Source organism: Bacteroides hominis (assembly GCF_033042785.2).
Lineage (GTDB): Bacteria > Bacteroidota > Bacteroidia > Bacteroidales > Bacteroidaceae > Bacteroides > Bacteroides hominis.
The window spans coordinates 3,833,794-3,847,607 of the sequence record NZ_CP178829.1; the positions used below are offsets into that span (position 1 = coordinate 3,833,794).

At 47.1% G+C, this 13,814-nt stretch carries 12 protein-coding genes and 1 tRNA gene; 7 read left to right on the forward strand and 6 right to left on the reverse strand.

Annotated features, from left to right (window positions below; translation table 11 throughout):
* Window positions 1-9 precede the first annotated feature (9 nt).
* The 3 genes from R3O62_RS16130 to R3O62_RS16140 form a co-directional block, all read right to left on the reverse strand.
* A complete protein-coding gene (locus R3O62_RS16130) occupies window positions 10-744 on the reverse strand; it encodes a TIGR02757 family protein (protein WP_269109798.1) in 735 nt (244 codons plus the stop codon).
* Between the two features lie 131 nt (window positions 745-875).
* Window positions 876-4,109: a S41 family peptidase gene (locus tag R3O62_RS16135; RefSeq protein ID WP_317472750.1), complete on the reverse strand. Its 3,234-nt coding sequence runs from the start codon at window positions 4,107-4,109 to the stop codon at window positions 876-878.
* Between the two features lie 153 nt (window positions 4,110-4,262).
* Window positions 4,263-4,335 (reverse strand) — tRNA-Gly (locus tag R3O62_RS16140).
* A 66-nt stretch (window positions 4,336-4,401) separates the two neighbouring features.
* Here R3O62_RS16140 and cobU point away from each other — a divergent pair.
* The 4 genes from cobU to cobC all read left to right on the forward strand — a co-directional run bounded on the left by cobU (window position 4,402) and on the right by cobC (window position 7,546).
* Entirely contained in the window at window positions 4,402-5,013 is a 612-nt protein-coding gene (gene cobU, locus R3O62_RS16145; protein WP_080546236.1) for a bifunctional adenosylcobinamide kinase/adenosylcobinamide-phosphate guanylyltransferase, read from the forward strand.
* An 11-nt stretch (window positions 5,014-5,024) separates the two neighbouring features.
* Window positions 5,025-6,062: a nicotinate-nucleotide--dimethylbenzimidazole phosphoribosyltransferase gene (gene cobT / locus R3O62_RS16150; protein ID WP_005806309.1), complete on the forward strand. Its 1,038-nt coding sequence runs from the start codon at window positions 5,025-5,027 to the stop codon at window positions 6,060-6,062.
* 11 nt (window positions 6,063-6,073) lie between these two features.
* Window positions 6,074-6,817, forward strand: a complete 744-nt coding sequence (locus R3O62_RS16155; protein ID WP_317472751.1) for an adenosylcobinamide-GDP ribazoletransferase — start codon at window positions 6,074-6,076, stop codon at window positions 6,815-6,817.
* 138 nt (window positions 6,818-6,955) lie between these two features.
* Window positions 6,956-7,546, forward strand: a complete 591-nt coding sequence (gene cobC, locus R3O62_RS16160) for an alpha-ribazole phosphatase (RefSeq protein ID WP_101603178.1) — start codon at window positions 6,956-6,958, stop codon at window positions 7,544-7,546.
* Here cobC and cbiB read toward each other — a convergent pair.
* From cbiB to R3O62_RS16175, 3 genes are read right to left on the reverse strand one after another with little or no spacing between them, the layout of a single operon-like run.
* Entirely contained in the window at window positions 7,479-8,435 is a 957-nt protein-coding gene (gene cbiB, locus R3O62_RS16165) for an adenosylcobinamide-phosphate synthase CbiB (protein WP_206265632.1), read from the reverse strand. The genes cobC and cbiB overlap by 68 nt on opposite strands.
* A gap of 34 nt (window positions 8,436-8,469) precedes the next feature.
* Window positions 8,470-9,483 carry a threonine-phosphate decarboxylase CobD gene (gene cobD / locus R3O62_RS16170; protein WP_317472752.1) on the reverse strand — a complete coding sequence of 338 codons (1,014 nt, stop codon included), beginning with the start codon at window positions 9,481-9,483 and terminating at the stop codon, window positions 8,470-8,472.
* Entirely contained in the window at window positions 9,476-10,963 is a 1,488-nt protein-coding gene (locus tag R3O62_RS16175; RefSeq protein WP_005777941.1) for a cobyric acid synthase, read from the reverse strand. Before R3O62_RS16175 ends, cobD begins: the two co-directional genes overlap by 8 nt.
* Window positions 10,964-11,581: 618 nt before the next feature.
* On the opposite strand from R3O62_RS16175, the gene R3O62_RS16180 reads away from it, so the two are divergent.
* The 3 genes from R3O62_RS16180 (at window position 11,582) to R3O62_RS16190 (ending at window position 13,743) form a co-directional block, all read left to right on the forward strand.
* The gene (locus R3O62_RS16180) at window positions 11,582-12,373 is read left to right on the forward strand and encodes a hypothetical protein (protein WP_005806323.1); all 792 of its coding nucleotides are present in this window, start codon (window positions 11,582-11,584) and stop codon (window positions 12,371-12,373) included.
* A 702-nt stretch (window positions 12,374-13,075) separates the two neighbouring features.
* On the forward strand, window positions 13,076-13,423 hold the full coding sequence (locus tag R3O62_RS16185; protein WP_005777955.1) for a hypothetical protein: 348 nt from the start codon (window positions 13,076-13,078) through the stop codon (window positions 13,421-13,423).
* On the forward strand, window positions 13,420-13,743 hold the full coding sequence (locus tag R3O62_RS16190; RefSeq protein ID WP_005777957.1) for a type II toxin-antitoxin system RelE/ParE family toxin: 324 nt from the start codon (window positions 13,420-13,422) through the stop codon (window positions 13,741-13,743). The genes R3O62_RS16185 and R3O62_RS16190 overlap by 4 nt, the downstream gene beginning before the upstream one ends.
* Window positions 13,744-13,814 lie beyond the last annotated feature (71 nt).

The window sequence follows — 13,814 nt, forward strand, 5'->3', positions numbered from 1 at the left end:
TAACACCGTCTAACTTCTTACGGATTCGTTGATACCAAACCCGAAAAGTGCAAAGTCTCCCTTCACCGGATCATCCGGCCATATCTCCCGCAATGCATCGGTAATACAACGCGCAGTCTTCAGACATTTACGTGCATCGGTCAGTCCAAGATCGACTGAAATGCGATGCACATGCGTGTCGAGAGGAATAATCAGATCCGAAGGATCAAAACTCCGCCAGATACCCAGATCCACAGGAGAATCCCGACGAATCATCCAGCGCAGGAACATACACATCTTTTTCGCTTCGGAAGCACTTGCCAAAGCAGGCATCCCATTGATATGTCCGAACACGGATTGCAGTCTTTCCAACGGAGTACCCGAAGAAAGCGAATGGCACAAATGCGACTCCAGGTCTTCATGTTCCTGATAGGCCGCATACAAAGCCTGACAAAGTAAATAGAAATCATTCCAGGAATAATAACGATAAAAGCTGGTTTTTACTCCTCGATATTTCTTCCACTCCTCACTAAGTATATACCGGTAAGGAGCATTCGAGAACAGTTCACGGTCAATCCGGTCGCCGCTTTTGATAATAGCCTTCCGGTTTCCGGTAGCAATCCAAGAGGCTACCAGGGCAGAGATCTCAATATCGGCCTTGCCGGTATAACGATGTGGAAACTGTATAGGGTCGTCCATAATAAATTCGGCTACCTCGTATTTCTCTGCCAAAAATGCAAGTTTATTCTTTAGTTCTTGTTTCATAAACGTTAGAAGGTATGTATCAAAAAGAAACACCACAGATTACGCGATTCTATACATGACACTGATAATGAGTCTGTAAAAGTACGTGGAATCTGTGGTGAAAACCTCTTACTGCAATCTCAGTAAGTTTTTTATTTGCTAAAATCTCTCGGAGCAGGTACCGGAGCCAATGGTTTACGGTCCTGAAGCTGTTTCATAACCTCTTCGATGGCTCTGTTCAGCTGCTGATCCTCTCCATTCCACTCTTTCACCGGATCATTATCGATCAGGATATCCGGGTCCACACCATGGTTTTCGATAATCCATTGTCCCGTCTTCGGGTCATAACTGGTAAAGAACGGAACACGTATGTCTGTTCCATCCATATATGGCAATGAACCACTAATGCCAACAATACCTCCCCAGGTACGCGTACCTATCAACTTGCCCAATCCAAGTGCGCGGAAGCCCCATGGGAACAGGTCGCCATCAGAAGCGGAGTATTTATTAATCAAACAAACCTTCGGTCCCACCTGTACAGCATCAGGCACTGTTCCCACATGGCTGGTACCTCTACCCATAGTCAAGCGATAAGGTTCACGGGAAAGACGTTCCAGGATCATTGGTGAAACATTACCTCCACCATTGGCACGATCATCAATAATCAACCCTTCTTTATCAAGTTGCGGATAGAAATAGCGGGCAAACTCGTTCAAGCCTTCCGGTCCCATATCCGGAATATAAATATATCCGATACGTCCGTTGGAAGCCTGGTCCACTTTCTTTATATTATCCTGTACCCAATTGTAATGTATCAAAGGATATTCATTGGCAAGCGGACTGATCACAACCTTACGTGCTCCGGAAAGCTGAGGTTTGGCATTCAACGAAATTTCAGTAGGTATCTCTGCTTTACCCACCAGTAAAGAATACATATCTTTAACTGTATTGGTCGGCACACCGTCAATAGCTACGATGTACTCTCCTGCTTTCACATCAACCCCCGGTTCCGTAAGCGGAGAGCGCAGTTCTTTGCTCCAAGATGCTCCGGGGAATATCTTCTCCAGACGGAAAAAGCCATTCTTGTCGCGGGTAATCTCCGCACCAAGCAAACCGGTATTGATCCGTTTGGGCTGTTCCGTTTCTCCCGGATTGACATAAGCATGCCCACAGTTCAATTCACCTATCATCTCACCGATAATGTAATTCAGGTCTAAACGAGTTTTAACGTAAGGCAGCAAGACCGCATATTTTTCTTTAATTGCTTTCCAATCTACACCGTGCATGCTCTCCTGATAGAATCCGTCACGATAGGCACGCCAAGCTTCATCAAAGATTTGTGCCCACTCTTTCGGATAATCCACAGTAATCTTCATATTGCTTAAATTGACCGGAGTGGTCAGTTCTGTCTTACCCGAAGGAAGATTGGTCACATAAATCTGACGGCCTTTAAAGAAAAGTGCCTTCTTACCATCGTAAGTAACATCCATCGAAGCTCCATCGGCAATCGATTCCTCTTTCTGACTTGCCAAGTCATACATTTTCGTACCACCGCGTCCCCAGTAGTACACCTTGTTGCCATCCGAATAGAAGTTACCATAATAAGACGGAGACAAGGGCAATCGAACAATGCGATCGGTAATGCCATCCGGATCGAACTTCACCAACGAAGCATCAGCCACCTCCTTCTTATCTGCCGGTTTCTTATCCCCGCTTTTGGGTGCTGCATTAGATGCAGCCACTTCCGCATCTTTCTGCATGAAAGGAGACGATGTATCTTTAGACAGCAAAGCGATGTACACACCATACATATTATTATATACATGGTTCCATTCCAATGATCCGTAAGTCGGATTAAAATCACGGGCAGAAGAGAATATCAGATACTTTCCGTCGGCACTGAACACCGGAGAAGAAGAGTTATACCATTTGTCGGTCACCGGATATTCTTTCTTTTCCGCAATATTGTAGACATATACGACATTGATTTCATTTTTACCCATCCGTGTATAAGTCAACCACTCACTGTCCGGAGAGAAAGTAACTCCACCCGGCACTCCCATCGGATCTTGCAATAATAATGAAACTTTCCCGGAAGCCACATCCAGCAGATTAACTCGGTTCTTACGATCCATATACACTATCTTCTTAGAATCCGGACTCCATTTAAAGCCACGGATATATGTATCGTTCTTATGGGTTAACTGCATCGGTTCGCCACCTGCCGCATTCTGCAGATAAAGTTCGGTTTCGCCTGTAGCATCAGAGATATAAGCAATCTGTGTTCCGTCCGGTGACCACTGTGCGTCACGGTCGTGAGCTCCCGGCGAACGAGTTATATTTTTTGTAACCCCTTTCTCTACCGGCAGATTGAATACTTCACCCCGGCTTGTCACTACCATTCGTGCTCCATCCGGCGACAGACTGGCCGCAGTCACATAATTCGTTCCGTCTTTCAAATCGGTACGGGCATAGATGTTATCCGAAGCCAGTGTAATGTTTACCTTTTCAGCCTTCCGGGTAGCGGCATCCATCTTATAAATATATCCACCGTTCTCAAAGACAATGGTATTTCCACTGGCACTTGGGAACTTCACATCATACTCAGTGAAATCAGTTACCTTGGCAGTCTGTTTAGTCTTCGTATTGTATACAAAGATATTCATGATGCGGTCACGATCGGAAAGGAAAAAGATTTCATCGCCAATCCACATCGGAAAAATGTCTTGAGCTACATTATTGGTAATGTTTTCCACTGTTTTGCTGTTCGGATTATACACCCAGATATCATCCGCCATACCGCCTTTATAATACTTCCAGGTACGGAATTCACGCATCACCCGGTTGTATGCCAATTGTTTTCCATCCGGTGAGTAACTGCAAAATCCGCCCTCCGGAAGAGGAATTGCTTCTGACAATCCGCCTTCCTTGTCCACTGTAAACAGTTTGCCGGAAAATCCATCACTGATACGGTTACGGTATACGATGCGCTGTCCGTCCGGTGTCCAGGTCATGACAATGTTATTGGGTCCCATACGGTCACCCAGGTCATCGCGGCTATTGGTAGCCGTATAGGTAACTCGTAACGGTTCACCCCCTGTCGCAGGCATGGTATACACTTCTGTATTTCCATCATACTGTCCGGTGAATGCAATCGTTTTGCCGTCCGGAGAAAACCGGGGAAACATTTCGTATCCCACATGGGAAGTCAGACGCTGTGCCTCACCTCCCGCAGCAGGCACTTTATACAAATCGCCCGCATACGAAAATACGATCTCCTTTCCGTTCGTAGCAGGAAAACGCAGTAATCGTGCTTCTCCCGCAGCCGATAACAGTACAGGAGCCCCCGCCAGAACGAAGATAGATAAGATTAGTTTCTTATTCATGTGATTATCTATTAAAATTGATTCACAAAGGTAAGAAAAGAACAAAGAGTGAAAGAGGAAATACACAAAAAAACCGCAGATTCCATCATTCTTTTCTCACAAAAAGATCAAGGGAACCTGCGATATTTACTTTTGACTTGAAAACATGAATTGAGCGGTAGGCGAGGGTCGAACTCGTGACCTGCGGCTTGGGAAGCCGCCGCTCTGCCAACTGAGCTACTACCGCAATGTAATTGCTTCCGTTTTGTAAAGCAGTGCAAAGATAAATATTGTTTCTGAAATACCCATGGCAATGGCACAATATTTTGCATCCGGGAACGGAAATATAAAATATTACCGTACATTTGCTAACCGAAAATACACAGATAGATTCATGAAACAGATCATACTTATCACCGGAGGGGCACGTTCGGGCAAAAGCAGCTATGCCGAACGGTTAGCATTATCTCTCTCCCCCAATCCGGTCTACCTGGCCACCTCACGCATCTGGGACGAAGAGTTCCGTCAACGGGTGTTACGTCATCAGGCCAACCGGGGACCGGAATGGACCAACATAGAAGAAGAAAAGGAACTGAGCCGCCATTCTTTGCAAGGGCGTGTAGTGCTGATCGATTGCGTAACACTCTGGTGTACCAATTACTTCTTCGACCTTGAAGCGGATACAGACAAGGCACTCGCCGCCATAAAAGCCGAGTTTGACCGGCTGACAGAACAGGAAGCCACCTTTATCTTCGTCACCAACGAGATCGGCATGGGAGGCACCTCGGAAAACCTTATACAACGAAAGTTCACCGATATGCAGGGGTGGATGAACCAGTATATTGCCACCCGGGCCAATCAGGTCTTATTAATGGTATCGGGCATTCCCGTAAAAGTAAAAGATGAAAAACAAACGATAGACTAATCCTATATAAAATGAAAACATTTCAAATCACCAGACCGGACGAAACAATCCGGGAAGCATTGACCGACAAAATAAACAATCTGACCAAGCCCAAAGGTTCTCTGGGAACACTTGAAGAACTGGCTTTGCAAATCGGGCTTATCCAGCAGACACTGACTCCCACGCTGAAATGTCCGCAGAACATTATATTTGCAGCCGATCATGGCATTGTCGACGAAGGTGTCAGCCTCTCTCCCAAAGAGATCACCTGGCAGCAAATCAGCAACTTCCTTCATGGAGGGGCAGGTGTCAACTTCCTCTGCCGCCAACACGGATTCGAATTAAAGATCGTGGATGCCGGAGTGGATTACGATCTGCCTTACGACAAGGGAATTATCAATATGAAAGTACGCAAAAGTTCACGCAACTACCTGCATGAAGCGGCCATGACGGAAGAAGAGATGGACTTGTGTATAGACCGCGGGGCAGAGATAGTCCGCCGGTGCCACGCCGAAGGATGCAATGTGCTCTCCTTGGGTGAAATGGGAATCGGCAACACTTCATCCTCCTCTATGTGGATGACCTGCTTCACCCGTATTCCCCTCGAACAATGCGTCGGCGCCGGAAGCGGACTCGACAATGCCGGAATCCGTCATAAATACAGCGTATTGCAGCGGGCACTGGACAATTATCAGGGAGACGGAAGCGTACGCGACCTGATTCGTTACTTCGGCGGCCTGGAAATGGTAATGGCGGTAGGTGCCATGCTTCAGGCAGCCGAACTGAAAATGATTATCCTGGTGGACGGATTCATCATGACAAACTGCATCCTCGCGGCATCCCGGCTTTACCCTGAAGTAATGCACTACGCCATCTTCGGCCATCAGGGAGACGAGACTGGACACAAGCTTCTGCTTGATGCCATGGGAGCCAAGCCGTTATTGAATCTGGGTTTGCGCCTTGGAGAAGGGACCGGAGCCATCTGCTCCTATCCTATCGTAGACTCTGCGGTGCGGATGATCAACGAAATGGACAACTTTGCGCATGCGTCCATCACCAAATACTTTTAAAGAAGCCCCACATGAATATATTAGCAGCATTTATCTTTTTCACCCGTCTCCCCTTCTGGCGCATCCGGGAAGTTCCGGCAGAATGTTTTAAGCACGTGGTGCCTTACTGGCCCCTTTCAGGATGGCTTACGGGCGGCGTCATGGCGGGGGTACTCTGGTCGGCCGCACAGGTCCTCCCCTTCACCGTTGCCGTATTGCTGGCACTTACCAGCCGATTGTTGATCACAGGCGCATTGCACGAAGACGGGCTGGCGGATTTCTTTGACGGATTCGGCGGAGGAACCAGCCGGGAACGTATCCTCTCTATTATGAAGGATTCGCACATCGGCAGTTATGGGGTCATCGGATTGATCGCATACTTTTTCCTGCTATGGAATCTCCTGACAAGTCTTCCTCTCTCCTTCGCCTGCTCTGTACTGATTGCAGGCGACACTGTGAGCAAGTTGACTTCATCACAGATCATTAACTTCCTGCCTTACGCACGGAAAGAAGAAGAGAGCAAGGCGAAGGTGGTTTATAATAGAATGTCGCAAGGAGAATTTGCTTTCGGACTTTTATGCGGAATACTTCCTTTGACGCTCCTGCTTCCGTACAGGTATTGGATTGCCATTATATTCCCGCTGGCAGTGTTGTATCTACTATACAGGCTGATGAAACGAAAGTTACAAGGGTATACAGGCGATTGCTGCGGTGCACTGTTCCTTTTAAGCGAACTGTCCTTCTACCTGGGGGTAGTTATTCTTATATTCATATAGTTTGATTCACCACAGAGTAACACAGAGTATCACCTGTTTTTAAATTCTTGTCTATAAGATGTTTAAGAGATAAATCATCTCAGTGGAACTCTGTGTTACTCTGTGGTGAGTCAAACTCATACTTAAACCAATAAGATCATGGAAATCATATTGATCCGACATACCTCTGTCGATGTTCCCAAAGGCGTCTGTTATGGCCAGACCGATGTTCCCTTACGGGATAGTTTTAAAGAAGAAGCCACAATCACGGCTCAACAGTTGCAGGATGATGTGTTTGATGCCGTATTCACAAGTCCTTTGAGCCGCTGCACCCGTCTGGCAGAGCACTGTGGCTATCCGGATGCCATTCGTGATGCCCGTCTGAAAGAACTGGACTTCGGTGAATGGGAAATGAAGGAGTTCGACAAAATAGATGATCCGCGACTGCAAGAGTGGTATGACGACTATTTCCATGTAGCAGCCACAGGCGGAGAATCGTTTATAATGCAACTTCAACGGGTCTCCGAATTTCTGGATGAAGTGAGCAGGCAAAAGTACGGGCGCGTGGCTGTCTTCGCACATGGCGGAGTACTGATTTGTGCACAGATCTATGCAGGAACATTAAAGATGGAAGATGCTTTCGGCGCACTGACACCTTACGGCGGAATAGTCCGGCTGCAACTTAACCCAAAGACAGCAGAACAGTCAGCCACACCAACGCGACCATCAACGCCTCTGCCTTCTGATTGACGGATACCGCTTTCCTCATATCCGCTGTTGTCAATACCCGTTCGTTATCACCGATGAACGGTTTCCATACCTCCTCCCCGAAGTAATAATGCGGACCGCCGAACCGGCAATTCAGGATACCTGCCAATGCCGCCTCCGGATAACCGGAGTTGGGACTGGCATGGCGACTGCCGTATTTACCCACAAACCTGAATAAAGAAAGCCGTCCGCTGACGATTATCATCAACAGAGCCGTCAGGCGGGCAGGAATGTAATTGGCGACATCATCTATCCGGGCCGCTATACAGCCGAACTGACGATAGCGCTCGTTTCGGTAACCAATCATCGAGTCGAGCGTGTTCACCATCTTATACGCCATCATGCCGGGTACTCCCAGCACGGCATACCAGAAAAGAGGCGCAATCACTCCGTCACTCAGATTTTCCGCCAAGGTTTCCAAAGCTGCCGTGCGCACTTCCTGCGCAGATAAAGCAGAAGTATCCCGCCCCACGATACGCCCCACCTGTCGGCGTCCTTCGTCCAACGAACGGTCCACCGCCTCGAAAACCATCCGGACCTCACGTATCAACGTCGTTCCGGCCAGGCAGCAGAATATCAGCAAGGTCTTTATCAGAGCCGTCAATACGATGGAATACTCTTCGGTCACCCTGAGAAAGAAGCAAGTGAAAAGATAGACTCCCGCAATCAGCACTGCCGATACCAGCCCACCTTTCCAAACGCGGGCACTCCCCACATTCATCGACTTTTCTCCCCAGGCTATCAGTTTGCCGAATCCCACCACAGGATGCGGCAACCAGGCAGGGTCTCCCAACCAGCGATCCAGCAGCCAAGCCAAAGGCAAGGGGGACAGCCGGCAGAAATATACAAGGCAAACAAACCCAAAAAACATCTCGTCCATACTCTGATACATCCTTAATCTGTCATTATTCCGCCATCCACTTCGCAATGGCCCTCACCAGTTCATCATTCTCTTCCGGTGTCTGGGTGGCAACTCGAAAGAAACGTTCGTCCAGCCCTTCGAAGTTGGAAGCATCACGAATCAGAATTCCTTCTTCACGGGCCAGATACTCTTTCAAGGCGGCAGCTTTACCGAATCGCAAACAAACCAGCATAAAGTGCGTATCGGTAGGCCATACTTCCAGTCCGCCTATCGCTTCAAGCGAACTTTTCAGACGGGCACACTCTGCCAGATAGTCCTTCATGGAGAGAGCTTCCGGAATGCCCTCGGAAAGCAGGTAGAGACCTGCCTCGATGGCAAGCTGATTGACCGACCAAGGCATGCGGTTCGTACGCAGACGAGCCATCAGCCCCGGCTGCGCAGTTACGTATCCCAGACGGAGCCCCGGTATGGCATATCGCTTGGTCATGGAATGCAAGAGGATCACATTGGGAAATCCGGCAGCTTCACGTGCGGTGAAGAGTTCCTCCAACGTAAAGTATTCATACGACTGATCGATCACGAAGCAAACCTGCGGATGTTTCCTGATCAGTTCGGTCAGGCGCTCTTTACCATGCACCTCTCCTGTCGGATTATTCGGGTTGCAGAGCCATACCATACGCACGTCCTCCGGCACTGCCTCCAGCGTATACAGGGATGTGACCCTATGCCCGTGCATGCGGCAGGCATCGGCATATTCGCTGAACGTAGGCATCAGGATGGCCGTATTCGTCCCCCGGAAGGTTTGCGCTATCAGATAAATGGCTTCTGTGGCACCATTCGTCACGCAAACCGAAGCGGCAGGCAAAGCGTGACGGTCGGCCAGACGGGCCTCTAATGTATAAGGTTCCGGTTCGGGATAAGCGGAAATGGCGGAGATACGCCCGCACAAATGCGTCCGCAGCCCGTCAAGGTTTACCTTATTATATACGTTCGAACTGAAATTACTCCGTATCGGGCGGAGGTATTTATAAGAATCGTCTCCGTGTCCTTCAATCATTGTCTGTCAATATTTGATAGATAAGCGGCAGGTCGACATGCTTGCGGACGTGGGCTGCCAGTTTATCGTATTGTTCTTCTTTAAACGCTTTATAGTCGAAAGTGGTCTCCTTCAGCTTATCGGCGAAAGGTTCCAGCAGATAGTCGATGACCGAAGGATTGTCGAGAATGCCATGTACGTATGTCCCCATACAGGTACGGTCGGCAAAATATCCGTCCTCCCTTCCGTCTGCCAGATGGTTGAGTGGCGAAGCGGGAGCATCGGCAAGGGGCGTCGTTGTGCCCATGTGTATCTCGTATCCTTCACAGGTCTCGCTGCCTTCAAGAAAGTGGAAACGTACCTGCCGCGTAATCTTTTCTCCCTGCATACGGGTGCTGACGGGCAATAATCCCAATCCCGGCAAGCGTTCTATCTCACCTTCCACATGATCGGGATCGCAAACCTCCTGCCCCATCAACTGGTAACCTCCACAAATGCCCATCACCGTGGCACCCTCGCGGTGGGCACGGACGATGGCCTGCGCCACTCCGTTACGGCGCAACTCATACAGATCGGACAAAGTGCTTTTCGAACCGGGCAACAGGATGATATCAGCTTTCATCAGTTCGTCCGTATTGTTGGTGTAGAACAGGTGTACACGCGGATCGCGCTCCAATACATTGAAGTCGGTAAAGTTACTTAAATGCCGGAGCAGCACTACGGCTATGTTTACCTTCCCCTGTCCGGCACGGATATTCTTGGTTTGCAGCATCACCGAATCTTCTTCTTCAATATAGATATCTTTATAGTAGGGCACCACCCCAACCACCGGAACACCACAGAGATCTTCCAGCATCTTTACCCCCGATTCGAAAAGCCGGATGTCTCCCCTGAATTTATTGATCAGTATCCCCTTGATATGCTTCCGCTCTTCCGGCCGAAGCAGCATCACCGAACCGTAAACACTGGCAAACACTCCTCCACGGTCTATATCCGCCACGAGAATCACATCTGCTCCGGCATGCATAGCCATAGGCAGGTTCACCAGATCACTGTCCCGGAGGTTAATCTCGGAGATACTCCCCGCCCCTTCCATCACTACCGGATTGTAACGGGCAGCCAAACGGTCGAATGCGGCATGAACCTCTTTTCGCAATTCCTCCCGCCCTTCACGGCGGAAATATTCGTAAGCATTCCGGTTACCGATGGGGCGCCCGTTGAGCACCACCTGTGAAGTATGATCGGACGATGGTTTCAGTAGCAACGGGTTCATATCCGTATGGCAAGGCACGCCTGCGGCCTCGGCCTGCACAGCTTGTGCCCTTCCTATTTCAAGTCCCTCGGGAGTGGCATATGAATTTAATGCCATGTTCTGTGCCTTGAATGGTGCAGGATGATAACCGTCTTGCAGGAATATGCGGCAAAAAGCGGCGGCAATGATGCTTTTACCCACATCACTACCGGTTCCGGCCAACATTAAAGGGTGTAAGTTCTTATTCATATCGTGTTTGTCACGTTAATGGGCGACAAACTTAGTGAAAATATTCGGGGGGGACAAGTGGGGGTATCAAAAACTCACCACAGAGAACACAGAGTAACACAGAGAGGGGGTGTGTCGAAACTCGTATTCACAACAGATTTATACAGATAAGTATCATTAGTTATCAACAGATTAAGTTTGCTCTATGGAACTCTGTGTTACTCTGGGGTGAATAATGACACATCCCCAATCCATGCAGAGTGCTTCCATGCGGAAGTCATAACAGTCTCAACTTTCTTGTCACATTCTTTGCTATTCCCACAAGATTCTTTATCTTTGTCACTTGAAAGCCGAAGAGAAATGCGGCATATTGAAACAATTTTGCAGACGAAGAAAGTACCAAATTAATTTAATGCAAAAACTGTATATCAATAAATCTGTTTCATGCGTACGACGTAGGGTCGGGCGTGTGAACATATTTATTATATACAGGGGTATTGGTACTACCTTTCGTCTGGATAAATATGAACTCAGCGCCCGACTTCTTATATATATAAGGTATACATAAGGATGTGGACGTTCATAATAATCAGAAAGGTATGAACAGACCAATCAAAGAAGTAACAAGGAGGGGCAAGCATGGCTAACTGGATAACCCTCAAACAACTGTCGGAGAAACGCGGTATTGCCGAATCCGACCTCCGCACATGGGCAAACTTGGGATATATCGCTTCATCGAGGATAGAGAACGTCCTAATGATTGATGACGAAAGCCTGACCCAATATCTTGATGTTCACCAGACCAAAGATTTAGGTGAGAATTATCTGGAAAAGATCATCAAAGAAAAGGAACTGGAACGTGAAGTACTCCTCTCACAATGTGACGACGAACTATTTCTATTGAAAACCCAGAAACTACACCAACCACTTTTCCATATCCTCATTCAGGAACTCGGTCAGTTGATTACGGACGATCACGAACGGGAAATATTCCTTTCCGTCTCCAGTGGCGAACCCATCGCACGGGTGGCGAAACGTAACAAAATGACGTATGCACGAGTGGCGACCAACTATAGTTCCATCCTCCGGACTCTGGGCGAACATAAGGGGCGAATCGCCACATTTCGCAGTCGGACGATGGAACTGATGTTCGATAAATGCAATACGGTCACACCCGTAAATACTCCCCTATCAAACCTTGTCGGCGCGCATGCCTACAATGTTTTATATGGAGAGATGGGATTCAGGACAGTACGCGACCTTCTGCAATACACCACCCAGAACGGATGGCAAAGCCTGAGACGCTTCAAGGGCATGGGACTGGTTACGTATAAGAGTGTGATGAACGCACTAAGGGATGCCAACTTCATCATTGTCCGCAAAGACGGAAACATCGAGCTGTCACCAGAGATCGCTGCGCTGGTAATATAAAAAAGATAGAACCGAGTATCCCGAAGGGAATTGAGACAGACACAAAGTACCCTTTTATCAAAATGATAATCCAAACGCTTCAGATTCGCTTTTTCCCGTACAAAGTACCAAGGATGGGCAAAAATCGCCGTATTTTCGCATCAAGAGAATACCGTTAGAAACCAATACATCAATTACGAGAACAAAAGGATACCTATTTTGCATTATCGTTTAACAACAGAAACAAAAACCAATAAAATATCATATTTTTATCAATCATCAACCTATCACTCTACGAAAGCAACCAGAGAAATAGGACCACTGTTTTCACTCCCAAACAAGAACAATATATGTAATGGAAGAAAACATATAGAGATATTGGGCAAAACTCTTATTCATTTTTGAAAAACGCAACCGTCTTTCGGAGCAAATGCTTACTTCTTTTAGTCGAAATGCCGGCTCTTCAAAGTGAAAACGCCGGCTCTTCCTCCTCCCAAGCCCGGCTTTCCGGGCGAAGAAGCGGAAAGTTCCGGGACATTCTCTCCTATATGGGCAAGAAGATGAAAAGGGATAGTTAGCGGAAAAGGCCATTAGCCGTCTTTTTGATTCCGAAAACGTTTTATAGACATCAATTAGGCAAATGAAATTAATTCTGAACGGAACCTTATTCGCTATCAATTAATTTATTATCTTTGTATTCATACTAAAAAAACAAGACGCATTATGAAGGAGTCTAAAAAATACAAGCAACAAGAAGAGGAAACAACCAAAGTATCCGAACCGGTAGTAGCTTACAATAGTATGGCTTATCTTGAATTAGAAGCAGAGAAAGCAGAATTGATCCGGACTATTGCCAATATAGACAGCAAAGAGATCATCGACAAAGTGAAGCAGAAACTTCACGATGTGCTCGGTTTGAGAGAGAAAACTGCTGTTAAGAAAGCAGCTCCCTGCCAACTCACAGAAGATGAAATTAAAGAAGAAATAGAACAAGCAATAGATGAAATACAACAAGGACAAATCATCAGCAGCCAAGAAATGCACACTACTTTTAAACACTATCTATTATGATGAAGATAGCATGGACAATTCAAGCACAAAGAAGGGTTATTGAAATTTTAGAATACAGCCAACAAGAGTTTGGTAACAAAGCAACCGATCGCCTGGCAAGAACCATTGAACAAAAAACATTGCAACTAATCAATAACCCATTCCGAGGACCTGTAGAACTGATACTTGCCAAAGAGAAAAAGATTAGCTGCCGATACTTACTCGTAAATCCTTATAAAATTATATATTATGTAGATGAAAAGGAAGAAAGCATATACATCGTAACTTTGTTCCATACTCACCAACATCCTTCAAAGTTGGACAAAGAAGTCGAATTATAAAGACGGCATTCCCTTACATTTTCTGAACAAACCTCCCCCCTCGTCTGTTACAAGGACTCATAAACCTAAAC